Source organism: Neobacillus vireti (assembly GCF_036962345.1).
GTDB classification, from domain to species: Bacteria; Bacillota; Bacilli; order Bacillales; family Cytobacillaceae; genus Neobacillus; species Neobacillus vireti_A.
Window position 1 is genome coordinate 68,360 of the sequence record NZ_JBALNB010000006.1, and the last position, 26,058, is coordinate 94,417.

23 protein-coding genes are annotated in these 26,058 nt (G+C 37.8%); 6 read left to right on the forward strand and 17 right to left on the reverse strand.

Annotated features, from left to right (window positions below; all coding sequences use genetic code 11):
- The first annotated feature begins 25 nt into the window (after positions 1–25).
- Positions 26–1,435, forward strand: a complete 1,410-nt coding sequence (locus V7108_RS06585; protein ID WP_335567640.1) for a PQQ-dependent sugar dehydrogenase — start codon at positions 26–28, stop codon at positions 1,433–1,435.
- Between the two features lie 77 nt (positions 1,436–1,512).
- Here V7108_RS06585 and V7108_RS06590 read toward each other — a convergent pair whose 3' ends face one another.
- The 10 genes from V7108_RS06590 to V7108_RS06635 all read right to left on the reverse strand — a co-directional run bounded on the left by V7108_RS06590 (position 1,513) and on the right by V7108_RS06635 (position 15,871).
- Positions 1,513–1,830, reverse strand: coding sequence for a cupin domain-containing protein (locus tag V7108_RS06590; RefSeq protein WP_335567641.1), 318 nt, complete (start codon positions 1,828–1,830; stop codon positions 1,513–1,515).
- Positions 1,831–1,847: 17 nt separating this feature from the next.
- Entirely contained in the window at positions 1,848–4,127 is a 2,280-nt protein-coding gene (locus V7108_RS06595) for a DUF4962 domain-containing protein (RefSeq protein ID WP_335567642.1), read from the reverse strand.
- Between the two features lie 38 nt (positions 4,128–4,165).
- A complete protein-coding gene (locus V7108_RS06600; protein WP_335567643.1) occupies positions 4,166–4,930 on the reverse strand; it encodes an SDR family NAD(P)-dependent oxidoreductase in 765 nt (254 codons plus the stop codon).
- A gap of 216 nt (positions 4,931–5,146) precedes the next feature.
- Positions 5,147–7,666, reverse strand: a complete 2,520-nt coding sequence (locus tag V7108_RS06605; RefSeq protein ID WP_335567644.1) for a DNRLRE domain-containing protein — start codon at positions 7,664–7,666, stop codon at positions 5,147–5,149.
- A 199-nt stretch (positions 7,667–7,865) separates the two neighbouring features.
- On the reverse strand, positions 7,866–9,698 hold the full coding sequence (locus V7108_RS06610) for a sensor histidine kinase (protein ID WP_335567645.1): 1,833 nt from the start codon (positions 9,696–9,698) through the stop codon (positions 7,866–7,868).
- Positions 9,695–10,735 (reverse strand): response regulator transcription factor, encoded by a 1,041-nt coding sequence (locus V7108_RS06615; protein ID WP_335567646.1) that lies wholly within the window; start codon positions 10,733–10,735, stop codon positions 9,695–9,697. Before V7108_RS06615 ends, V7108_RS06610 begins: the two co-directional genes overlap by 4 nt.
- A 177-nt stretch (positions 10,736–10,912) precedes the next feature.
- Positions 10,913–12,514 carry an extracellular solute-binding protein gene (locus tag V7108_RS06620; RefSeq protein WP_335567647.1) on the reverse strand — a complete coding sequence of 534 codons (1,602 nt, stop codon included), beginning with the start codon at positions 12,512–12,514 and terminating at the stop codon, positions 10,913–10,915.
- 119 nt (positions 12,515–12,633) lie between these two features.
- Positions 12,634–13,512, reverse strand: a complete 879-nt coding sequence (locus V7108_RS06625) for a carbohydrate ABC transporter permease (RefSeq protein WP_335567648.1) — start codon at positions 13,510–13,512, stop codon at positions 12,634–12,636.
- Between the two features lie 11 nt (positions 13,513–13,523).
- Complete coding sequence (locus V7108_RS06630) at positions 13,524–14,492, reverse strand: ABC transporter permease (RefSeq protein ID WP_335567649.1); 969 nt, start codon at positions 14,490–14,492, stop codon at positions 13,524–13,526.
- 170 nt (positions 14,493–14,662) lie between these two features.
- On the reverse strand, positions 14,663–15,871 hold the full coding sequence (locus V7108_RS06635) for an MFS transporter (protein WP_335567650.1): 1,209 nt from the start codon (positions 15,869–15,871) through the stop codon (positions 14,663–14,665).
- A 211-nt stretch (positions 15,872–16,082) separates the two neighbouring features.
- Here V7108_RS06635 and V7108_RS06640 point away from each other — a divergent pair, with 211 nt between their 5' ends.
- Positions 16,083–16,769: a diphthine--ammonia ligase gene (locus V7108_RS06640; RefSeq protein ID WP_335567651.1), complete on the forward strand. Its 687-nt coding sequence runs from the start codon at positions 16,083–16,085 to the stop codon at positions 16,767–16,769.
- A gap of 273 nt (positions 16,770–17,042) precedes the next feature.
- Here V7108_RS06640 and V7108_RS06645 read toward each other — a convergent pair whose 3' ends face one another.
- Positions 17,043–17,225, reverse strand: a complete 183-nt coding sequence (locus tag V7108_RS06645; protein WP_335567652.1) for a hypothetical protein — start codon at positions 17,223–17,225, stop codon at positions 17,043–17,045.
- 66 nt (positions 17,226–17,291) lie between these two features.
- Positions 17,292–17,888 (reverse strand): hypothetical protein, encoded by a 597-nt coding sequence (locus tag V7108_RS06650; RefSeq protein WP_335567653.1) that lies wholly within the window; start codon positions 17,886–17,888, stop codon positions 17,292–17,294.
- Positions 17,889–18,318: 430 nt separating this feature from the next.
- On the opposite strand from V7108_RS06650, the gene V7108_RS06655 reads away from it, so the two are divergent.
- A complete protein-coding gene (locus V7108_RS06655) occupies positions 18,319–18,501 on the forward strand; it encodes a YolD-like family protein (RefSeq protein ID WP_335567654.1) in 183 nt (60 codons plus the stop codon).
- A 116-nt stretch (positions 18,502–18,617) separates the two neighbouring features.
- Here V7108_RS06655 and V7108_RS06660 read toward each other — a convergent pair whose 3' ends face one another.
- Entirely contained in the window at positions 18,618–19,283 is a 666-nt protein-coding gene (locus V7108_RS06660) for a hypothetical protein (RefSeq protein ID WP_335567655.1), read from the reverse strand.
- Positions 19,284–19,621: 338 nt separating this feature from the next.
- Here V7108_RS06660 and V7108_RS06665 point away from each other — a divergent pair, with 338 nt between their 5' ends.
- A complete protein-coding gene (locus V7108_RS06665; protein ID WP_335567656.1) occupies positions 19,622–19,777 on the forward strand; it encodes a hypothetical protein in 156 nt (51 codons plus the stop codon).
- Between the two features lie 94 nt (positions 19,778–19,871).
- On the opposite strand, the gene V7108_RS06670 is transcribed toward V7108_RS06665, so the two are convergent.
- Entirely contained in the window at positions 19,872–20,705 is an 834-nt protein-coding gene (locus V7108_RS06670; RefSeq protein WP_335567761.1) for a YitT family protein, read from the reverse strand.
- A 206-nt stretch (positions 20,706–20,911) separates the two neighbouring features.
- On the reverse strand, positions 20,912–22,060 hold the full coding sequence (locus V7108_RS06675; RefSeq protein ID WP_335567657.1) for an FAD-dependent monooxygenase: 1,149 nt from the start codon (positions 22,058–22,060) through the stop codon (positions 20,912–20,914).
- Positions 22,061–22,252: 192 nt separating this feature from the next.
- On the opposite strand from V7108_RS06675, the gene V7108_RS06680 reads away from it, so the two are divergent.
- The gene (locus V7108_RS06680) at positions 22,253–22,549 is read left to right on the forward strand and encodes an RNA polymerase alpha subunit C-terminal domain-containing protein (protein ID WP_335567658.1); all 297 of its coding nucleotides are present in this window, start codon (positions 22,253–22,255) and stop codon (positions 22,547–22,549) included.
- Positions 22,550–22,655: 106 nt separating this feature from the next.
- Positions 22,656–24,092, forward strand: coding sequence for a PLP-dependent aminotransferase family protein (locus tag V7108_RS06685; RefSeq protein WP_335567659.1), 1,437 nt, complete (start codon positions 22,656–22,658; stop codon positions 24,090–24,092).
- Between the two features lie 468 nt (positions 24,093–24,560).
- Here the strand turns inward: V7108_RS06685 and V7108_RS06690 are convergent, their stop codons facing one another.
- Positions 24,561–24,923 (reverse strand): group I truncated hemoglobin, encoded by a 363-nt coding sequence (locus tag V7108_RS06690; RefSeq protein WP_335567660.1) that lies wholly within the window; start codon positions 24,921–24,923, stop codon positions 24,561–24,563.
- 95 nt (positions 24,924–25,018) lie between these two features.
- On the reverse strand, positions 25,019–25,999 hold the full coding sequence (locus V7108_RS06695; protein ID WP_335567661.1) for an alpha/beta hydrolase family protein: 981 nt from the start codon (positions 25,997–25,999) through the stop codon (positions 25,019–25,021).
- Between the last annotated feature and the right edge of the window lie 59 nt (positions 26,000–26,058).

The following is a 26,058-nucleotide window of genomic DNA, read 5'->3' on the forward strand; positions in this document are numbered from 1 at the left end:
GCAATTAGATGGGGTGAAAAGTTAGGTGAGAAACGTTAAGGTTGGTTTAAGGCCCATTGTGAGTAAGATTAATTTACCCACGGTTTTGAAGACCGCAATACTTCCTGGTGACTCCATCGAAAGATTATTTATTGCCACTCAGGTAGGAGAAATCTTTTACATAGGAAACGGAGTAACACGGACTTTTTTAGATATTCGGCAACGAATCCTAACACTAGGTTCTTCGGGTGGATATGATGAACGGGGATTGTTGGGACTAGCGTTTCATCCCGAATTTTATTATAACGGTCTGTTTTACCTTCATTACTCAGCAGCTGGAACACAAGGTCCAGGTGCTCTGCCTAAACCTTTTACTCCTGACCCCTGTGATCCCAGAACTTTAAACCTAAAGTGGATAAATAGAGAAACTCAGTTTGATCATATCGATACAGTGGAAGAATGGATTTTACAATCCAATGGGCAGCCCCAAAAACGCCGGACATTACTTAACGTAAGAAGACCATTTATGAATCATAATGGTGTCAATAGCTTGAACTTCTCCCCTGAAACAGGAAAACTTATTTTAACAACCGGTGATGGTGGTTCAGGCTATGATCCATTTAATTTAAGTCAGGATGATATGGAAATTGCAGGTAAAATTATTGAAATTGATGTAAGTAAAAATACATTTATCGATAATCCGCCTGTAGTCACTCGTTTTAATGAACTTCCTGCACCAATTCAGGAAACGTTTTCGGTAATGGCAAAAGGGGTTCGAAATATACCGGGCATATCATTCCAAAGGTTTTATCATCAGTATATTAAATATGTGGGAAATGTCGGACAGGATTTGGAAGAGTCGATTTTTTCATTCGTTCAGTATAAATCAATTCCGGTACCCCAGCTTATTCAAGCTTCCTTGATGAATTCTGTCCCTGACCTTGATGGTTTTATTAACTTTGGATGGCGGGGATGGGAAGGTGCTTTTCCTACTTCGATGATCAAGGGTTGTTCAGCAAATCCAAATTTGGATGCGAAAAATATTGTTTATTACGATGAAGCGATAAAAACTTCAGTGAGGCGTCTGCAGCCTTTAACTAGTTATTATCATCGAGATTCCCGGCCCGATAAGTTCGGAGGAACTGCACTTACAGGAGTTCAACCCTATCTCGGGAATGGAATACCCGCTTTAACGGGAGCCGTTGTGTTTACCGACCTTGCCCGGAAAGGATCTCAACCTCAGGTTAGAGGGGCTTTAGCTTATACACGTATAAGACAAGATGGTAAACCAAATGATTATCATGTGATGAATACCCATTATGATTTTGGGTCTCAATTAGCATATTATGTGAGTTTGGGTGCGAATCTGGATCAAACCAGACTTTATTTAGGGGTTTATGGCTCTATGAAGGTAACGGATTTTAACCAAGGTACTGTATTTGAAATAGTTCCTTGATTTCATGAATGTGATTTCCTTAAAATCAAAATTTAAAAGGGTAAGAAATCATGCTAGACTTCTCACCCTTTTTTTATTTATCGCTTTAGCAGATCATTTCTTAAAGGGGTGAACGTGTCTATAATGGCACCGGCTTCTATTGCCCTAGCCCCATGCTTTGCCCCACCCGGAATAAAGATCGTATCCCCCGGCCCGATAATGGTGACTTCGCCCTCGATGGTAAATTCAAATTTTCCTCTTAAGCAGTAGGTAAGCTGCTCGTGAGGATGGCTATGTTCATAGCCTTCTGCCCCTTCTTCAAAATGAACCTCCATCATCATAATTGAATTTCCTGGAGGGAAAATCCTCCTTTTGACACCTGGTTCTGCTGCTTCCCATGTAATGTGATTACTCATCTGTGTACCTCCCAATCTTAATAAGCTTTTGCTACTTCTACACGGAATGTTTTCCCATTCTCCGTTAAGTATAGGTGTACGCCATGGTCCTGATCATCCATAAAATACGAAACGTATTTCTTTTCTCCTTTACGGTTAGGCGTTAACAGTGTCACAATGCGATGGCCTTTTGCTTTTTTCGTTGTGGCCTGAAGATGCCATTCTCTAGGTAATCCTTCCACTTCTGAAGGATCGACATCCTTGTACTCATTATTCTGGTCCAAACACAAATCTCCAGAAGAACTGTAAATAAATCTTCCTTCGAGATCTGCTTTTTCTCCTTCAATCTTAAACACTTGGTCATTGATCTCCATTTGATGTAAGGAATGGAGAAGCCAATTTACACTTCCTGGCTGGGTCAAATCAACGGAGTCGACAATGACAAAGTACGATTGATTGACAAAGTATATTTCTCTCAAGAACTTTTTTAAATAAGGGACTGTATGATTATAAGCGTTTGTAGCATCCTCTCGTACATAACTGTATTCATCATTTGATACCACTTCAAGTACAGAACCATTTGCTTGCTTATTGAGGATTTTATTTCCATCTGCATATTGTCCGACACCATCGATTAAGAGGGAATTGTGTGAGATGGTCTGCCTTCTCCACTTTTTATGCATGGTACTATTAAAGCCTACATAATGGCCAGACCTGACTACCAGCGGTTCTCCAAAAGCATGAAGGAGAAAACTATTCTGATCACCATGACTGTGACTTAATGACCCGTAAGGACTACTCTTTGTTAACAACATAATATGTTCCTCGGGTTGGTCCATCTTATCGTGAAAAGCCACCCATCCGATATCCTTAAACCACTTGACTGGCTCGGCATCGGCAGGAGGAATGGCCTCTACTTCGGGAAAATCATGAAGATAAAGCATCTCATCGAACGGGAAATCCCACCAGCCATAGTTGAAAAACTTTTGATCGGCTTCTGTATCCCATGCTTTTACCTGCTCATAATACCATTGATACCAGCCATTACCGGTGACTCCTGCAAACTGGCGGATATTATAAGCTGTCTTCAATCCAGGGCGTTCGCCAAGGTTGGATTGATCCCCAAAGCTTGCTCGGCGTGTATCCTGACTATAACAATATAAAGGGAAGTCACCTGTACTTCGGAAAAACGGGCGCTTATAGAAATCTAGATTCAGATAATTTTTCACCAGATTTAACGCATCTATCAAGTACGCCATCCCAGTTGTCCAATACATTCCACCTTCAGCCCAGCCGCCGTCTTTACCTCCCCATGGTGTGTAAAGGCAAGCGTAATATTCAAGCGTGTAATCGAGCCATTCCTGTGCCTCCGGAGCATCTTCTAGTAAGGCGATGGAACATGGAATCAGAACAGAAGACAGTGAACGTACAGCATGACTGTCATATGGAACCTGATGAATCTTGGAACGTTTCATAACATGATAGGCAACCTGTTCTGTTCTTCTTCGTAAACTGTGACGAACAAGGCCTTTTTCTTCCGAAGATAATTGATGGAATAGCCAATCATAACCCCAGGCAAGTGCAGCCACAATCCGGAAGGCACATTCATCATTGTAATCTCTTGAAGTTGTTCCCTCTGTGTCCCAATTGGCCACATGTATCAGCCATTCTTTTGCCCGCTTCAGGATCTTTTCATCTTCGAGCATAACTCCCGCCACACTTAAATGACGAATGGCATAAAGTGTTTCCTGGCAATCCATGTACATTTGTCTCCACAGTTTGATCACCCGCTTATTTTCTGGATATGGGCTTGGTTCAGGCATTAATTCTCGTTCCAGCCATGGAGTAACAGACTTCTCGTAAAAGGTACTCCAATTGCAGTGCTGTGGATTTTCTTTGATTTTTACTTTAAATTGCTCTACCTGGTCAGGCGATAACCACAACCGAGGGTGTGCAAGATTCACCTCTTTGTACCGCTCCTCTCTAGTTGGAAGAGCCGTATTTGGAAGATTTTCAGGTACAATAAATTTCCTTATTTCACTCCAGTCTGTGGATCCTAATAAGGAATATCGCCAATAGTATGTTCCTGGTTCCAGCGGGGTGTTTGGTGTATAAAAATTATACGAGATGTTTTGAATCGTTTCCGTCTGCTCTGGTGTAAACTCTATATTTTGTGAAATTTGCATACTATATCGATCATTTTCTAATTGAACTGGCATCCATGTAAACCTAGGCGGGTTCTCAATTAGGACCGTTTGTTCGTCTGGAGAATATTTTACATCTAAAATTCCGCTTTCCGGTTGATAGATTGATTGCATCTATATTCCTCCTACTCTATTTTAGGAATTTGTTCCGATTATTTCATGAACATGCCGCCATTGATTTCAATCGTTTCTCCTGTGATAAAGGAAGCATATGGAGATGTAAGATATAGGACCGCACCACTGATGTCTTTTGGAACGCCACCTCTGCCCAATGGAATTTTTGCAACTGTTGCCTTTCGACCTTCTTCCGTATTGAATGTAGCATGGAATTTCGTTTGATCCACAAAACCGGGTGAAAGCGCATTAACACGTATTCCAGACGGGGCCAGTTCCTTTGCCAGACCTTTTGTGAAAGTAATGATCGCTCCTTTAGTCGTTGCATATGGTACTGCACCAGGTCCTCCTCCATCATGAGCCGCGACGGAGCTTAGGTTGATGATGGTACCGCTTCCCTTTTCTTTCATGCCGGGAATGACCGCTTTGCTCATAAAAGCAGCTGATGTGATATTCACATCGATGATCTTCTGCCATAAATCCATTGTCATATCTTCAATTTTTCTTCTCTCTACCAAATGACCTGCATTATTTACTAGAATATCAACTGTTCCTAGCTTTTCCTGCACTTCGGCTGCAAGTGCTTCAATCTGAGCAGGGTCCGTAACATCGGCTTGAAACTTGATTGCTTCTCCGCCCTGCTCTTTGATGATTCGGACGGTCTCTTCTGCACCTTCTTGATTACTTAAATAATTCACGGCTACCTTTGCCCCAACTGCCGCTAAATCAATCGCAATCGCCTGGCCAATTCCGCCACTTGCTCCTGTTACTAGTGCTACTTTTCCGCTAAGATCGAAACTCATATCATTACCCCCTCATTATGATAAAAAACAAATATCTATTTGATATACACCTATCTTATCAATTGCCATGTAACAGTACTTCGGACTAATTTTAGACCTTATTGGCTTTTTTTTAGGCTATTAGCAGTTATCTTGAAATATAACAAAGGCTGATTCAATAGGACACTATGTAGTTCCTATTGATCCAGCCTCTTAGATTCACTTGATTCTCTTATTCTATTTTTTTATATGGAGGGATGGTCTGTTATCCTGGTTTGCTTCTTCTTTCGAGTAAATATTGATGTTACCGTTTTGCCCTTTTGTATCGACAATCATCAGGGTCATTTTTCCATCCGGTTGTGACCTAACAAAATCGGTTACATCTACATTTATTTTTTCCGGTTCTGCTGAATCCACTGTAATCGATCCCAAATATGTTGCAGAATCTCCAACACCTGTAACCAATACGGATTCCTGTGCGTGATTTGGTGAATTCTCCCAAGTGATCGTATCTTCCGACCAGTTATCATTCGTTAAACCGAAAACATCCAGTTCAACACTCGTGGTGTTACTGCCAATTTTTCCGGACAACGCAAATATTGCTTCTTTGACCTGGTCAATATTAGCTAATTCAAACTGGAAATAAGCGATCCTGCCCTTCGTTTTATCCTGATTATTTTTAATGTTAAAGTATTTGTAAAAATTCTTGTCTGCAGTTCCTCCAGCTGTTAATGCTGGATTTTCCAGCCCATAATTAGACGCCGGTCTTTCAATATCTACCAGTGCATCCGCAACCGGAGCCAGTTCCTCTTGCACTCCTGGACTTTCTTCTTCCGGGGTAGATTCCAAATTAATGTAAAAATCATTTTCGGTGTTCTTTTCAACCTTATTGTCATGCATGATGATCTCACTGCCGGCTTCAATTCTGATGCCATTCGTATTACCCTTAATATGGTTACCTGTAATAGTAATATTTTTCGGATCTCCGGCTCCTATTTTACCTGCCTTCGTATCGCCGTTATCATGTGATAATTGAATTCCTGTAAAACCAGGAGCTGTATTATTTGAAATCATATTATCTCGAATAATCGTTCCCGGAGCATTTTGGATGTAGATTCCTTTTGCATTAGCAGGCTCTGTTGTATGGGTAATCATATTTTTCTCTATGATGGTATTCGGTGAACCCATATGCACTTTTATTCCTTCACGTGAATTGGAGATTTTGTTGTCATGTATATAGTTGTAAGCTCCCGAAGCATCGTGATTAGTGGGAGCTGTACCTCCTGTGTTCCCGACTCCTATACCGGCTCCGGTTAGAACTCCTGTTATGGTATTTTTATAGATTTCATTCAAAAACTCATCTTCACCATGTAAATCAATTGAATCTAAAATAGTATTCTCAAAGGTATTATTGTAAACTACATTATTGTGTGCATAGTATTGAATGAGTACACCATGACGGATGTACGGCCCTTGAAAGGCACTGTTTCGTACGACATTGTAACGGGTATCATTTTTATATCCGGTTCGGTCTGTTTTCGGAACACCTTGAATACTCACGCCATAACCAGCACCACCACCGCCGACATCTGTTGCATTTTGGAAGAGGGCATGCTGGACTACTACGTCATGACTGTTTTCAATCCGGACGCCCATTCTTTGGTATTTTTCGATTATTACATGATCGACTAGAATATTATAAGACGGGACATTGTTCACTCCATCTGTAATATATATTCCAAAAGTCGGACCTCCTAGGTCAGGATTATTCTTACTAGAATCCGTTGAATATTTACCATCGAAAGTAGAAGTAATTGTCAGATTGGAGACCACGATATTATTCATTCCGTAGGAGCGCATCACTTTTCCGCTCAATACGTCTGCATCAAAATTAGAAACCAGGAAAACATTATTCTTACTTTCTCCCCGTAGGTTTACTCCTGACTTCAGGGCAATATGTGAAGCCCCATCACTTGGTAAGTGGCTATTTAAATTATACGTACCATTCGGAAGATACACTTCATCACCAGGGCTGGCTGCCTCAATGGCTGATAAAATGGCTGGAAGATCATCCTTCTGATTATCCGCCGGGTCAGCACCGTAAGTTAGGACATTTAGTGTTTTTCCAGTTACTTTATTTGGCTCATGGATAGCATGTTTTGTCCCATCCGGATTGATTAAGCCTGGCTTCGTATAGGTAACATCTTCTCGTTCTTCTGGTTTAGGAGGGACGAGTTCATTGAGAATCAACTGTCCATCTTCCGTCGGGCTGTAGATATGCGCTACCGTAATACTATTCCAAAGATTGACCGAATTTCCTTTACAAAGGATTTTAACATAACGGGCAGAAGAGTCGTCCACGTCATAAGCTGCGAGACCAAGTTCTCCCTCTTTACTTACTCCATCCTGCAATACCGTTTTCCACTCTGTTCCATCTACGGAAACCTGAACATCAAAAAAGGATTGTCTTTTATCGCCATTATAAAAAGCCAGACCTAAGTATCCGACCTCTTTAACAGATCCTAAATCAAATAAAATCCATTCTTCCCTCCCCTGGGAAGACCAGCGTGTACCTAAATCATCATCTAATGTATTTTCAGGAAAATTCCCATCATTTCCGCTTGCTGTTACTCCCACAATTGGAAGTTTAATAGGCTGTACCTCTGCAGAAAAAGCTGGTATTCCTGGAATGACTAAAATAAAAACCAATAGTAAATACAGAAAAAAAGAAACCTTACGTCTGCGTTTTGAAACCATTTTTTCCTCCTTCATCACCTTGAAATTTTGACAATCAAAAAACAACGACTCACCCTCACACTCCTTTGGAATAGCGGCAATTGAAACCGCTATCAATTAATGGTAAAAAATCTACCTTCATTTTAACCAATTGGTTATGGGAGAGACCGTTGTTTTCTTTATATAGACTTATCAAAATTTTAGAAAGTTCAAGAGATTATTAGGCGGTTTTTCCTGTTTTACTATCTGGGGTTTGGTTTGGTAGAACAATCGAAACCATTGTGCCCTCATTTACCTTACTTTTTAGTTCTAATCCATATTGATCGCCAAAAAGGAGTTGAATCCGTCGATTAACATTGGTGACCCCAATACCGAGATCGCTTCTGAGGTCCGGCCTGTTCTTTTTATCAGGCGTCATAGCCCCCTGAATTTCTATCAATCTTTCATTTGTCATTCCCCTGCCATTGTCGATAACAGAAACATGAAGACACGAACCATGTATGGCCGCTCGAATCGTTATCACGATTTCCAGCATTCCTTTCCGATAGCCATGTTGAATCGCATTCTCAACAAGAGGCTGCAGACTGAGCTTCGCTATGGAGGCATTATATAAAGAAGGTTCAATATCTTCAACCAGTTTAATAGGCTTTTTTATTCTGTGGTCGTGAATAATGAGATAGCTTTTGACATGTTCAATTTCATCCGCTAATGTGACCAATTCAAAACTCCGGACAGAATAACGGAACATACTCGCTAAGGCCTCTGACATCTCTGAAATTTCCTCCACTCCATTAATAACCCCATATGCGTTCATCGTTTCAAGGGTATTGTACAAAAAGTGGGGATTAATCTGTGATTGAAGTGCCTGGATCTCTATCTTTTGTTTTTCAAGCTCTCTTTCCTGCAATTCGATTTTTACCTGTTTGTTCTTTAACTCCGCTTTATAGACCTGATCAACTAGCGTGGAGAGCCTGTCCACCATGGTATTATAGCTCCTTAGCAGGCTGCTTATTTCATCCTTTCTTGAAAGATTCGGTACCTTTTTCCACTTCCCCTGCTCGACAGTTTTCATTGTCCGTTCTAACAATCTTATTGGTTTTATAATCTGCATAATAAAGTTAAGTGATAAAATAAGGGCAATAATCGTCACAATAATAGCTGAAATAATACCCGTTAATCGGACACCGGAAATGGGAGCAAACAGCTGTGACTCAGGCACGGCTGCAATCAGTTTCCATCCGGTATAATCGGAAGTTAAAAAATGAAAAAATGTGGATTCATTATTCCATTGATCGAAAAAAGTACCATTGTTCAACTGAGCAATCTTTTCTCTTCCCACTTTATTCAACGTATTACCAATAAATTTTGAGTCAGGATGATAGATGACATTTCCATCCCGGTCTGCAATCATAAAAAATCCTTCGTTACCTAAGTTGGCCTCTTTCCACAATTCTCCTAATTCGGAAGCATTAATTTGGATGATTAAGATTCCATTAGGAGTAAACGACTTCATACCTCTGATTTTTCTTGCAATCGATAAGGTAACATGACCGTTTTGATTGGACGGATAAATTATCATTTTTCCGCTGTCGGGAGTAATCTCTTTTAACTGATTATATTTTTCTTCGGAAAAAGAACTTCCCTTATCACGTAAATCAATATGTCTTCCGTTGTCTCCCATTATGTACATTCTATTGATTTCAGGCTTCTGCATGATGATGGTATCCATCATGGTCCATATTTCTTCGTAATATTGATAGCGGATATGTTCCTTCACCTTCACATTTGTTTCCTCCAAATCAAGGAAATGCTTTACATTCGAATTGGAAACAATCGGCAGGGTTACTAACTCGTAATTCTTTACAAAACGGTCCGTTTGAAAAGACACATTTGTGACCACTTGTCCGAGATAGTCTTCTGTTTGTTTCTCAAGACTATTGGATGATTGCATATAAATGATACTTGCCACAATGATTAATGGTAATATCATAACAATTGAAAAATACAACAGCAATCTTTGAAAAAGGTTCATACTATGAAGCCATTTCTTCATGCTTTGATCCCTAATGACTTTCGATATTCTTTCGGCGAGATGCCGGTATATTTCTTAAATGTCTTGGTGAAATGCGGGGCGTCATCATATCCAATTTCACTAGAAATATCAATAATCCGCAAATTACTACGTTCAAGCAGCTGTTTAGCTGCTTCCATTCTTAAATGAATGCGATAATCGACAAATGTCTGCCCTGTTTCCCTTTTAAATAATTGACTAAAATAACAACTGTTAAGACCTAGTATTTGGGCAACCTCCTCCAAGTTTACTTTGGCACAAACATTCTTGCTCATATATTCCTTCGCTGTCTCAATCGGGTCAACTAACTTTCCTTTTCTTTGGATTTTTGTCATGTCAATCACATATAAACAGCTTTCCATAAATTGGCTGGTAATTTGATTGATATGCTCTCCCATCAAATTAAATGTAACATCAAGGCTGATGCTTCCTTTTTGGTTAATCCGAACCACTAGGTTTTTTAATAAATGATTCATTAGACTTTGATAGTATGATAGCTTTAAATTTTTTTTCTCTACTTTATCTCCCCACGTTCCCATGGTTTCTTTTACAAGTTCTCCGTCTAAGACCCAAATGGCAGATTCCAGGTTTGCTAACATTTTTTCCATATCATCGATTTCAATGAAGTTATTCTGCTCACTTTTGATATTCTCTACTAAACGTTGCATCGTCTCATTCAATTTATCCTTTGTAATCGGTTTCAAAAGATAGTCTTTTGCACCATGATAAATCGCCTTCTGTGCATATTGGAACGAATCATGGCCGGATAAGATAACCCAGTGAGCAGCAGGTTGATAATTGGATGATTTCTCCAGCAGCGTTAGACCATCCATTTCTGGCATATTAATATCCGTAAAGATAATATCGAATGCTTGATCCTGTAAAAGAAGTTCTGCATCAATACCATCTTCGGCTTCAAGGATTTCGTCTATGCACATTCCTTCAAATTCCAAATGCTCTAAGAGATGGCGTAATTTTTTACGGATCATGAATTCATCTTCAATAATTAATATTTTCATTGACTGTCGCACCCCTTTTATTGAATTTTTCGAACTATTAAATATTATACAATGAAATCTGTGGGAAAAATAAAATTGTTTCGGAAAACTAAATAAACGGTCGATATTATAGGTTTCATGACATGGTCATATGCAAGAAGGCTATCCCAAAGTAAATTTTAGGACAGCCAGATCTTGTTATTTTCTTCTTGATTCTGTATATTCTTTGTTTTTATATCTATCAGCCGCTTCTTCTAATACCTTAGTACCGCCTCTTTCTTTCCATTCCTCAACCACCTTTGGCCAATCGCTGATTGGTTCAGCGCCAGTAATCATCTTAGCCATATGCCCCATCAACAATTTTGGCGGAGTATCCGAACTTGGCTGAAGATCAGGCAGTGTATCCAAAGCCTTCAATGGCGGGTCAAAATTTATCCCATCACGGCCTTCTTTTGCAAGAATGTCATCGTACACCTTAATCAGTTCCTGGCCATCCGGTGTCATTTCCAGTAACCCTTTAATATAAGTGGTGTCCTGGACCATCCAAAGGAATGCAGTACGGTAACGTTCAATGTTTACTTCATCAACTGTTTGAGGGGTCTTATAGTTGATTTTTCCATTTTCCATTGTGTAATCTTTTCCTTCAATTCCGTATGTGAAGTACTTTTCTGCTTCTTCTGATAGCATCCAGTCAAAGAATTTAATTATTCTTTCTGGATTTTCTGTTTCTTTATTGATGGCGTAAGCACGTGTTACATCACCATATAGGTAATATCCACCTTTGCCGTCTGGTCCTGTTGGAGAAGGAATAATCGCAATTTCAGCATCAGGTACATTTTCCTTTAATTGCTGCTCCCATTGTAATAATTCATTGGCATTCATAGACCACATTCCAATGTTGCCAGTTATCGCTTCATTTTTATACTGCTTTGAATCAATTGTTAAAAATTCTTTATGAAGCAAACCTTCATCATACATAGTCTTATATGTTTCAAGGGCTGCCTCCATACTTTTTGAATCAAAGAACTTCGGTACAGGTTTTCCAGCTTTATCTAGTTCCCACATGCTGCTGTAAGGGAAAACATCGAATGCTCCAAAGAAAGTATCAGCATACTTGAAGTCTGCGCGTCCGCCAAATGGCTGTGCTACACCCATTTTCTTAAATTCACGTAAAACATTTAACGATTCTTCAACAGTTTTTGGTACTTCCAAACCGGCTTTATCCAATAAGTCTTTTCGGATATACGTTGCTCTCCGTGAAGGATTAGAAAGGAACTCTGGAATTGAATAAATCTTACCATCCTTATATCTTTGTTTCTCCCAAGCTTGCTCTGGAATATACTTTTTTAAATTTGGTCCATACTTTTCAATTAGATCGTCAAGCGGCAGGAATACACCTGCTTCAACGGCCTGTTGTAAAGATTGTCCACTTCCTTCACCAAAACCTGCCGATGTCTGAACAACATCCGGTATATCTCCTGAAGCAAACATTAAGTCCATTTTTGTCGAGTATTCATTATGCGGCATAAGACGAATATCTAAATCTGTGTTCGTTAACTTTTCCAGCTCCTTTACATACTCATCCTCATTGATATTTGGAGAATTTTCCACATGAGTAAAAGCTAGTGTACGCATGGAAATCGAGAATTTTAATGGTTCCTTTGATACCTCTTCTGTTTCTTTTGTTTCTTTTGTTTCATCGGCTTTTTTAGATGTTTGCTTACTTTGACATCCTGCTAGTAAAATAAGCGAAAAAAGTGCAACTGCAAAAATCTTTAAAGCTTTTTTAACATCCTTCATTGATCTTGCCCCCTCTATTTAATTTAGCAAGCGTTTTCATTCGCTTGTATTGATTATATTCTTTCAATTAATCTATCAACAATGGGCTATCTTTTAGTCTACTTGGGATTTTTTTATAATTACTCTTTAATTGAACCAAGCATGGTTCCTTTTACAAAATGCTTTTGTAAAAATGGATACAACAATAATATTGGCAGTGTTGCAACCACTACTGTAGCCATTTGAATACCTTCAGGTGAATTTAATGCAATGGTTGAATACACAGAATTGGCTTCTACTGACATTTCATCATTAACAATCATTTGTCTTAATTTTACCTGCAACGGATACAATTTTGGATCATTTAAGTAGTACAAGGCAGTTTGATAACTATTCCAGTGGCTCACACCATAAAAGATACCAATTGTGGCTAAAACAGGCTTTGATAGTGGTAATACAATGCGGAATAAGATTCCCAGCTCCCCAAGACCGTCTATTCGGGCTGCATCGATTAAGGTGCTCGGTATATTTAAGAAAAAAGATCTCATAACAAAGAAATTGAATGCACTAATCATACTTGGAATAATTAAAGCCCAGAGCGTATCAACCATTCCGAAGCTTTTAACAACTAAATACGACGGAATCAAAGGTGCAGAAAAAATCATTGTGAATAATACCATGAATAAAATGATCTTTTTCCCTTTATATTCCGGTCTTGATAGCGGGTAAGCAAGAGACGTTGTAGCCAATAAGTTAATAAATGTCCCACCCACTGTAATAATTACTGATACCAGAAATGCCCTCCAAATAGATGCGTCGTGGAACACATATTCATAATTGATTAAGGTAAAATCTACCGGCCAAAAGAAGACCTCCCCTTTCGCTATAGCATTCGAGTTGCTGAATGATTTAGCAAATACAGATAATAAAGGAAGTAACATCGTAAGCGAAAGAAATGCTAAAAACAACATATTTCCGACATCAAATATTTTTGATTTTAAGCTTGTACTATATTTCATCTTTTCCCCTCCTAATATAAACTGTTCCCTGATACTCTTTTGCTGACAAAGTTTGCTACTACCAGAAGCACGAGTCCGACGATTGATTTAAATAGTCCGATTGCAGTCGTAAAACTGTACTGGGAATTTCGTAGACCTACCTCATAAATATACGTATCAAGAATATCTCCATTTGCCTGGTTTAATGGATTGAGAAATACGTAAACCCTTTCAAAACCGAAATCAAGAAAATGTCCGATATGGAGAAGGAATAAAATACTAAACGTTGGAAGAATGGCAGGAATTGTTACATTCCAAATTTGCTGAAGTCTGTTGGCGCCGTCTACTCTAGCAGCTTCATAGAGTTCCGGGTTGACGCCTGCAAGTGCTGCTAAGTAAATAATCGTTCCCCAGCCCACACTTTGCCATAAATATGTGAGCACCAGTATCGGACGAATAAAATCTTCAGATCCCATAAAATAAATCGGCTCATGTCCTAACCATTCAATAAATTTATTTACAATACCAGTAGTCGGAGAAAGAATTCCAATAAACAAGCCGCTGATAATAACCCAAGACAGAAAATGCGGCATATAAACAATCGTTTGAATAAACCTCTTATAAACTACTAACCGTAATTCATTCAATAACAACGCTAATATCAGAGGAGCAGGAAAAATTAATATATCATAAAAACTTAACAGCAAAGTGTTTTTTAAAACACGAATCGAATCTGGATTTTGAAAAAGCCCCTTAAAATGTTTAAGGCCCACCCAAGTGCTATCCCATATTCCCATGAATATATTGTAATCCTTGAAGGCAATAATCGATCCCATTAACGGGGTATATTTAAAGATTAGGAAATATAAGATTCCTGGTATCGATATAAAATAAAGCGCTTTATATTTGTTGAGTCTTTCAAGAGCTTGACGAAAACGAGATTTCTTTTTTAACGTAATGTTTGGTTCTGTACTTAAATTTTGAACGACTGTACTTTTCATCTATGTTTTCCCTCCTTGTTCTCTATCTTTACAATGTAATTCAGCATTGTGACCTCCTTCTCTAAATTTAATTCTTCTAACTTGAGGGTTTTCATCATCCTATTGATTGAAGTTTATCATTTAAAAATAATTAGTACTTCGGAGGCATTTTAGCTGACTATGTGTTTTTTTTAGTTTTTGGACCCTTTCCTATAAAAAATAATGGTTATGATGCATCCGAATATAAACATCGTTATCCATGGTACCAAGGAATACTGGCTTTGTAATGTAAGATCATGGAGATATCCTCCGCCTGTATTCCCCAGGAAGCCGCCTAGAGCAAAACTCCATCCGGTAAATCCAAAATAAGTTGCAAAGGATTGAGAATCAGAGAAATTAGATATTAAGTGATTCATCGTAGGTACAACCAGCATCTGTCCAAGAGTAAAAATAAGCACCGCCCCTAACATTGACCAAAGACCTGTTGTGAAGCCGAATATCAACAAACTAGTTCCTAGAATGAATGTACCTATCGCCATAATTTGAAGTTGATGAATTCTCTTCGATAGAATTTGTAACAATGGAATTTGCAGCAGTACCATAAATAATGCTCCAGCCATATAAAGAAAAGCTACATGATCAACATTTTCCAGTAATACTTTAGCTCTTACAGGAACGGATAGATAAAGCTGAACGTTTAATGCCCAAACACCGATAATTAACAGACAAAATATAATAAAATTTTTATTCTTTACTATTTTTTTTGCAATTGGAATGAGTTCCTGTTTTTCTGTCGTTTCACCATCCATTTTTGGCAATAGAAGCCACGATAGTAAAAATGCAAGCACAAACATAAATCCGGATGTAAAGCAAACTAGAGAAAAATCGAACCGAAGAAGAAACATCCCTATAACGGGACCCAGAATAAAGCCAACATTACTGAGAGTCTCTCGAATACTAAAAATCTTTGATTTCATTTCTTCACTAGTGGTTTTGGCATAGGCACCGAAGCTTGCGGGATGGAAGAGCGCACCACCCAAACCGGAAATAAATGCAGCCATTGCAAACCCTACTGGATTATGGACAATACCATATAGGGTAAAGCCAACGATACGAATCCCAACACCTAATAGAATGGCTTTCTTGTATCCAATCCGGTCAGCCGCAATCCCACAAAAAAACCGTAATCCATTTTGTGCTAAACCACTGACTGCAATAATCGATCCAGAAAGTACCGTACTCATACCTAAATGATTAATAAAATAAACACTTAAAATGGGAACAAGCATATAAAAACCAATAGCCATTACCAACGTATCAACGTACAATGCCAATAAACCAGGACTTATAGATCTTCGAATGATGACATCCTCTTTCGTCTTCACTCCCCTAAACAACATTAACGGTCCACCCCTTTTTTCATTACTTGATACTATCATTCATTTTTATGTATGGAAATTGGGAGATTATAGATACAAATGGTTTTTTTTGGGGTGTAAGGAGGTTACCTATCTTTCATTCTTGACAGGGGATTTCTATGCAGAAGCTATGCCAATACAACTTGAGATTGTGATAAAATATAAAGAAAAGTAATAGTTAATGAGGATGATCATGTTGAAAAAACGAATTGTATTATCATGGAGCGGCGGTAAGGATTGTTGTATCGCATTGGATACTCTTACCAAGGCAGGCTATGAACTTGTTAGTTTGGTTACTACGGTCCCCAAAGAGCATGGTCGCACCTTTGGGCACGGCGAGCGGACTGAAATGATTACATTACAAGGTGAGGCTCTCTCCATCCCTGTTCATTTCATAGAATGTACATACGAAACCTATACCACTGAATTTGTAAATGCCGTACAAACTTTGAAAGAACAATATGAAATCAAAGGTATTGCTTACGGTGATTTATATTTGCAGGAACATCGCGATTGGGGAGAAAAAGTGGCAAGCGCAGCTGGTGTTGAGGCCTTATATCCGCTTTGGACGAAAAAGGAAAATTCATTAAAATTACTTGAGAATTTTGTTAGTTCTGGCTACAAGGCAATTGTAATTCGTGTTAGGGAAGATGTATTAGATGAAACCTGGCTTGGTAGACTAATAGATAGATCCTTTATCCGAGAGGTCGAACAGACTGCCATCTGTCCAATGGGTGAATCGGGTGAATATCATACCTTTGTCTTTGATGGTCCACTATTTTCAAAAAGAATAAAATTAGATAGTAGAGAAATAATCCATCTTGAAACAACAAAGAAACTAGAATTTAAGGCTTATCATCTTGTTGATAGTGAAATATAAATAAAAACAAAGCCTATTTTCATCAATATGAAATAGGCTTTGTTCATTTAGTTATAGAAGGGCATGAATAATTTTTATTCTTTACCGGTTTCCTATATTTTTAGATTTTAAGGTAACGAAAAGCGCTTTTTCGTTACCGTTTTTTCCACTTTTCAAACAAAACGGGCACGAATACTCTCTATTCGTTACTAGTCTCCTACTTTCCACACCAAACGGGTCCGAATAGTTTTCCTACATGTTTTTATTTCCTTCGGAGTACATGCCAAACGATAATTAATATATTTGTCTAAAGTGACCCTTCAGTTCTTTTTCGGAAAGGATGATTTTGCCGTCTAAATTCTTCGTTTGTAAAACGAATTCTTTAACGCCAATAAACTCAGATTCACTTATAAGAAAGTAAGTAGTACCCTTTTTATATTGGCCTCTGAAATTTTTAATTAATTTATATTTTTTCATTTAGATACCTCAATTTATGTGATTCATCGTTATTTTACAGCTCCATGTTGAATCCGACAAGACCCCCTACTTCTTAGTGGGGGGTCTACGAATGATCGCCTTATGAAACACGTAAAATACCAAAAGACTTACTCTCAGCCAAATCCAGCTGTAAATAAGAGAAAAAGTAAAAATTCCAAAGAAGACCAATATATTAAATTCAGAAGATACAGACGGTCCTAGGACGGGAAACCCTATTCCGTAGAGTAAAATGCAAATACCCATTGATAAACATACTGAGGCAAAGAAAACGATGAAAATCGGTCTCTTTATATACTTTAGACCCAATCCGATACTCAAGCCTAACAAACCTGTTGTAAAAGGAAACACCATTAATTCACTTGGCTGGACCACGGCTAAGAGGAAAATCGAAACAATATACGTCATCAGTCCGATTCTCGTGGACAGAAGACAAGCTAGGACAATAGGACCCGTTGTTAACATACTAAAAATATATCCTGGACCAGTGAAAATGCCAGCTGACTGAAGAATAACGGCTACTGATCCTAACAGAGCACCCATGACAAGACGTGTTGCCTTGGAATAAAAGTCCACCGTGACAGTTAAATCACCTGGACTTTTATTCCCCCAAATACCTGATGTCATTCGCTTTGAGTTGCGCATATTACACCCCCTTATTTAGGTAGATGCATGGATGCATGTTTTTATGACAAAATCGATCCAATACAGTATTTTTTTCAAATTCTTCTTTAATTAAAAAAACGACAACAATGAGCTGTCGTTAAAAAAATCAATTATATGATCCCATATTTTAAAAAGTTCACTAGATTGTACGGAAACTTAAATAGTTCTGCTTGGAAAAGCGACTTCTAACTCCCTCTTCCTCTAATATCCTAACCTACATCCTCATATAATCACTTTTTGAATTAGAAATTTGAATACAACCATGGTCTTTTATATTAGTATCAATCTCCATCAATTTTGTTAATACGTTCTTAATTCACATATCTTTAACATCTTATTAATATTATCTTAAAAAACTATTTATATAATGGGATTGTGTTAAATCATTTCTTATTAAAGGAGGATATATATGTTTTTGAAAAAACTAACTGAAGATAAACTTATTACCATTGATTATTATACGAATGGAGTCTTACAAACGATTAGAGGGCGAGTTTTTAAATTAAATCTAATTGAACAAATACTTTCTCTAAAAGATGAAAAACAAAAGTCATTAACAATCCCTTTATCTGGTATTAGGCATATTTATTAACACATCTGTGATACACCTTTTTTATCAACCCAAATTTATATTTAACCGAACTTCGCTTAGATCAAATGGATCTAGGTTTTTATTTTTTCTTCATCCCTTTACACAAAATTATTAAATTAACCTAAGAAATGCTTCTCTTTTGCTTTTTGGTTGATACTTGGTTTACTTTCCCTCCATAACCCAACAGCTATCCATAAGCACCCTATAGTGACAAGCAAACCGTGAATTACACGAAGCTGCTGACCACCAAAGAATTGTGGGATATATAAAACCATTCCTAACGCGAAGGGGATACCGCTCCATTTTTGGTACTTTCCTGACCTCCAAATCGTAACCGCAACTATTATCGAGGCAATAGCAAGTACCATGAGACCTATCAGGAACATAATTAGTCCTGTACCAGTACGTACTACATTTGAAATGCTAACCAAAGCTGCTGTCTGTTGTGTTATCGCCTCCAGCCCGATAGCATGTAGACCGTACGTTTCCCCTCCATAAAACGGTAAAGATAAACCTGTGCCTAATAAACATAATACAACCGCAGAATAGATTAATGGTTTTAATGTAGTATCTTGTAATGAATGATAAAGCCCGAGAAAACCTAGAGGCAATAGTGTAAAAGCTACAATGGCGAGTATATGAGCCACCAGCCATTCGGTAGATGCGAAAGCTGCTGCTCCTTCTAAGGAAGCTTCATCGGAAAATGGACGAATTATAGGATAAAGTACAAATAATATTCCTGATATTACGAGAGATAAGGCACTAAAACGCAAATTAGACATAATCGGATTTTCCTCCTAGATTTTAATGCTGCCAGAAAAACAGCTTCACACTTCCACTCTTAATCTAATAGATACACCATACCAAAATTGGAGACCGATATTTCTCGAATGTCAGCATCATAATTTCTCCTTTTAAACCAATTTCATTATATAACCAGTTTTTTAAGTTAAAGTTAATTTGATGTTAAAGATCGATGAATTAGTAAAGAAAGATTTAATTTTTTGGATCTGATTTAATGTTGATAATACACCTTATATATATATAAAATTTGATAAAATAATTCTATTTGGAAACAATAATTTCATGGTCACATTATTGTTGGAAAGAGGTATTTGGGATGAAAAAAGATACATATTCAAAAAGAGAACCAACGCTTGCTGAGGGAATGAATACGGAAGATGTGTTAAATCAGGACGCTACGGAAGAGGAAATTGCGAACGGTGAATCAACGAATGTAACCATTTTGACATTGGATGAAAATGATCCAAGCTAGAAAGGCAAAATGTCCTTCAATCAAATGAAGGACATTTTTTTGCCGTTTAATTTCTATCCATCTAAAACCTTGAAAAAATTAATTTTGCTTCACCTTAATGAACATCATGCTTCTTGAAGTTACCACCCTTTACTTCTGCTACATCATAGACAATGACAAAGGCATTTTCGTCAATTTCGTTAATAATTTCTTTCATTTTACTATCTTCTAATCGGTTAATCACACAATTGATTTCCTTGAATTTTTCATTTGAATAACCGCCTTCCACCACATTATAAGTTGCACCGCGTCCTAAGTTGTCACGAATCTTCTCTACCATTAATTCTGGTTCATTGGTAATAATTTTAAAGGTTTTAGAACCACTTAAACCTTCTTCCACGATATGTATGACCTTAGAAGCAATATAATAAGCGATGGCCGAAAGAATCGCTCCTTGAAGACCGAAGACGGTTGACACAACAATAAAGACGAACATATTTAAAAATAAAATAAGGTCACTTGTTCCAAAAGGTAATCTACGTGAAAGTAATACGGCTAACATATCAATTCCATCTAATGCGCCGCCATTTCGTAAAGCCAAACCCATTCCAAAACCGATAATGATTCCGCCAACAACTGTTACTAACAAGGTATCTCCAACAACAATAGGTGTAAAATGATGCATAAGAAGCGTGCCGGTTGCCAGCGACGCAATACCAATAACGGAGTAAAGTGCAAAACTTGTACCAATCTGTTTATAACCTAAAAATACGAATGGAATGTTTAGTACGGCAATAAGGAGACCTAAAGGTAATCCAAATAATTGAGAACCCACAATACTTAGACCGGTCACCCCACCGTCTGATACATTGTTTGGGATTAATACTGTTTCTAGTCCGTATGCTGTAATAAATGCCCCAATCATAACCAATAATGCCCGTATAATCATTTTTAGTTTACTGGGTTTTTGCTTTGTCTTTGCACTCAAATCATTTTCCTCATTTCCAACTCTTTTTTTCTCACTTTATGTATTCAAAATCTAAAATACTTTGTCTCCCTTCCGAATGTAATTATAGTAAAAATCCCATGTTTAACAAAATCAAAAGCATACAAACCGACCTCTTAATTATTGAAAAAGGCCGGCTATTTTTCGTTTCATTCAATTGTCTGGGGTGTTAAGGTTCCTATTCGGTTCTCCAATAGTGAATACTGCTCAAAGTTGGTATGATATGATTTTTCTTCATTGATTTGTACTTCTTGAAGTAATTCTACTTTATCTCTACGAAGATCTTCGAATTCTCTCAATATGTCCTCACTAAATTGTTTTGTTCTGATTGCCTTCGTTAGGATTGGAGCTAAAACATAAGCATCTTTCATCCCCGCATTAATTCCAATTGCGCCTGTTGGTGTCATCGTATGGGCAGCATCCCCAATGATTACAAGTCCGTCCTTGACCCAAGTAGGACTTTTTGAACTAAAAACATCTAAAAAAACGATATCCTTCCAAGACTGAAGATGAAGCTGTATGTTTTCTTTTAATTCAGGGAAGTTTTCATGAAGAGGATTTAGAATCGTACTAAGGTGGAGTTTTTTTAGTTCTGGAAATATACCTTCTCTAATGTTCCACCCAATTTGAACAAATCCTCCTGTTTGAGTAAAAAGTGCAAGCTGTTGACCGTTCGCAAGCAGCAATCTTACTGTTGGTTCCCATCCTGCCGGTGCAGGTATCTTTGCCCATAATACATCATAGCCGTGTTTGATGATTTCACACGGGATATTTGCAAGGTTTCGTACTGTTGGATAACGGCCATCTGCACCAACCACAATGGAACAGTTAATCGTCCATTCTTCTTCCCCTTTTATTGCCTTTACTCCACAGTAACTTCCATTTTCACTTTGAATAAGTCCGGTACCTTTTGTTTTAACCATATGGTTAAAATGATCATATTTTGATGCTTCCTCTAAGATGGTACTGATTAAGTGAGCCTGGGGGACATGAATGCCTACGTGTTCCTCATCCTTCTGGGGAGTAATCGTTTTTACCACTTGCCCGTGATCAAAAAATTCTACTCTTTCCATTCGAAGCAAGCCTTTTTCTTCTATCTTATGGAACAATTGATGTTCTTCTAAAATATTTTCTGTCTCGGCACTAATATGCTCGCCCCTGAATGCGGGAGTATTTCCAGAGCCCCGCTCGATAATCATGGTAGTCACGCCATTTTTGGCCAATAAATAACTTAATAATGCTCCACTCGGTCCTGCCCCAACAATACAAACATCAACATCTACCGTTTTGTTATTCACTTATCTCACCGCTCCCTCCTTTCTTGTAGTTTGCATTCTAAGTAATAAAATATGTCTATATTTAGAGGCTGAATATCAGATAGTTTTCCTTTTATCATTTTGGGAGTAAACAATCATAAGTTTTCTGATTTTACTAACTGTATTATAATAGTACTAATAACAGCGATATCAGTGTGGTAAGGAGACTTTAAAATGACAACTTCAAATAAAACTTTAAGGACATGCGACAAAGGACACCAATATTATAAGAGCAGCGATTGTCCAACCTGCCCGACTTGTGAGCAAGAACGAAAACCTGAGAGCGGCTTTCTTTCGACTCTCTCTGCACCAGCTAGAAGAGCATTGGAAAGCAATGGGATTATCACTTTGCAACAACTAGCAAACTTTAGTGAAAAAGAAATTCTGAAGTTTCACGGTATGGGCCCAGCTTCATTACCAAAACTTAGGTCTGCATTAGAGACAAAGGGATTAGCATTTAAAATAAAATAGAATCGATACATAATCATGGACTATTTCACCAACCATGCCATGAATTAATATGGGAAAAAGTATACAATAGTAGAAAGAGACTTACTTTTACTAAAGGATGTAGCAAATGGATTGGAAACCGGATAGAGAATCTAAAACACCGATTTATAAACAACTAGCACTATATATTGAGAATGGGATTGGTGACGGAAGTTTTCCGCATGATAAACCTTTACCTTCTGAGAGAGGTTTGGCAAAAGAGCTTGGAATAAACAGAAGTACAGTTATTGCCGCCTATAACGAATTGGAAGGAAACGGACTTATTGATCGAAATAGAGGCAGTGGAACAACCGTTAGCAAGGATATCTGGGGGATTGCCAAGAAACGTATTCCGAGTTGGAATCGGTATATTGAGGCGGGTTCGTTTCTTCCAAATTTACCTGTTACCCAAAGAATCCATAAAGAAATGGCAGAGCAAAAACTAATAAATTTAGCTAGCGGGGAGCTGTCGCAGGATCTTTTTCCCATGACCTCACTACGAGAAATTACTTCAACCCGATCGTTTATGGGGAACTTGGGGTATGATCATCCACAAGGAAGTGCGATTTTTCGTGAAACCCTTGCGAACCATGTTTACCAGTTTCGTGGGATAGAGACGAATCCAGCGAATATATTAATTACCTCGGGGGCACAGCAAGCATTGCATCTTGTCGTTCAATGTTTGTTAAAGCCTGGTGATTCTGTGGCAATTGAAAATCCATCTTATCACTACAACCTGCCGATTTTTAAATCAACAGGCATCAAAACCTATTATTTGAAATCCGATAAGGACGGAATGAATCCTGATGATATAACGGAATTATATAAAAAACATAGAATTCGGATGATTTTTTTGAATCCTATTTTTCAAAATCCAACTGGCACTCTACTGTCTTTAGAGCGTAGAAAAAAAATCCTTGAATTATCTTCTGAATATGGGATACCGGTGGTGGAAGATGACCCATACAGTTTAACATCTTTTTCAGGTGAAAAAATGAGGACTCTAAAATTATTAGACGATTATGGGAATGTTTTATATATAAGCTCATTGACCAAAATTGTTGCTTCCGGTTTAAGGATTGGATGGATTATTGGACCAAGAGCGGTGATTGAGAGGTTATCAGACGCCAAACAGCAAGTCGACTTTGGGCATGCCAGTTACTCCCAGTGGATTGCGAATGATTTTTTAGAATCAACTGATTTTAAAACCCATATGAAAAAGTTAGTAACGGAATTGGAAAGTCGCAGAGATCAAATGATCACTAGTTTAAACGCTTTTTTAAAGGATCAAGTTGAGTATTACAAACCACAAGGCGGAATTCATTTATGGTGCAGAATAAATAACGAATTTAATGAAATTCATTTACTTGAAGAATCCATTAAAAGAGGAGTTATTTATGTTCCGGGAACAACATTGGGGACTGAAAAAGGCTATGTCCGTTTTACCTTTGCGCGGGAAAATGAAGAAAAAATAAGTGAAGGTATAAAAAGGTTTGCTGAGGCACTAACCATTGTTTCTACGTGACCTAAACGTATTAAAAAAGACAGTCTGTGGACTGTCTTTTCGTTCCTTATTGACTAAGTCAACCAAATATATATCCCTAGTGAAACTAAAGATAAAGAAATAATGACTACATATATTAAAGTTAAGTTAGTCGTATTTCTTTTGGTCTTACCTGTGTAGTTTTCGTCAGGCTTCCCAGTGATGAATAAAGTTGACACCGCCGAAAAAATTAATATCAAAATAACCAAACCAATCATGATTTCCATGCTGCACCCCGATATAATTGCTTTTAAAATTTTAATAGAAACTCTTCACAATTATATAATAACGCAACTAGAATCATTTTGGACCATCCACTTCATCTGAAAATTAGCCATCCACTTTGTTCTTTCATCCATTCCCGCTTATTGTTTCCCAAAAGTAGATTGTTGTCCAAAAAGAGAGATCTTCCGATTGGCAGCTCCTTCTTGATTCAAAAACAGAAAACCATTATTGATACAATATATCTTCTCGTAATGACGCTACTTTCGTTAGGGCGGTATCTATGTCGGATTCATTCACTCCAAAGTGAGCAAGTGCATCGTGGAGATGATTGACAATCGCATTAAAATGCTCTGGCTGGAGATTCATTCCTTCATGTGCTTTCGCCATAGATTGGCCAGAATATTGATTTGGACCTCCTAAGGCAAAGCTAATAAATTTTGCCTGATGACGCCGTTGTTTCTCCATATCGGTTTCTTCAAAAAAGTGATTCACAGTATCATCCTTTAAAACCAACTCGTTATAAAAATAGTCGACCACTTTTGAAATGGCTTCTTCCCCACCGACTTTTTCATATAGTGATTGTTCCATACCCACACTCCTATTTAGTATTTAACAGGAGTATTTTTTACAGATAAGTTGTTTTTATCCTTATTCTTTTCCTATCCCATTTTTAGGAAATCAATTTATTTTACCAGCATTACCTTTTGATCGGAGTTAATCTGTCTCGTTTTCCAGTTTCTTAACCATTTAACTATCTTATCTTTTAGTTCAGGGTCAACCGGTTGTTTAAGTGATTTTTTATTTTGATTCATGATTTTGCTCATACTATATTCCACATCTGTTTTTCGAAGCATATGAGTCATATCTTGAATAATATGTGTTTCACATTCACCCTGAACAAGTGCTTTGATCTTTTCTAGATCGCCAACCTTTACGTTTACATCCTTTGTTCCCGTAATCGCCAACACAGGACATGTGACCTTTTGTAACGGTTTTGATACGTCAAATTGTGAAGTTTCTCGATTCCATTTAGCATTGATTTTTTTCCCTTTATACTTAATGACAGGATCATCCGATTCTTGCAGCAACTTAAATAAATCATCATTCATTTTTGTTATTTTTTTCTCTACTTTTAATAATCGAAGCAACCATCCTTGAAATCCTTTTACAGATCGTAAATCCTTCATTATTTCTTCACGTTGCCACTTCGTTGTTTCTGGTAATGGCTCAGCTGTGCCTGCAAGAAGAATCATTGCATGAACTGGAACTTGCTCGTATACGTATGGCGCGATAATACATCCTTCGCTGTGTCCAAGTAAAATCACATTCTCTGAATCTATGTTTGGATGATTTTTTGCAAACTCTAATACGGCCCTAGCGTCATCGATTAAATCGTACACACCCATTTCATAATAGTCTCCTTTACTAGCCCCTACACCCCTTTTATCATACCGGATACTGGCAAATCTTTCTGCAACAACTAGTTCTGTTAATTCCTTAAAAATGTTCATAGGCATTCCTTTAGCATTCGAATCTCGATCTATCGGTCCACTTCCATGAACCATTACAACTAAAGGGAATTTTTCATCTCTTCCGTTCGGGAGTGTTAAGGCAGCTGCTAGCGGATATTGTCCTTGTATCGTCACTTCCAACTCTTTACTCATCATTCTCATCGTCCCTTATTCGTTATTTATCTTACCTTATTGATAACTAGAAATATTAC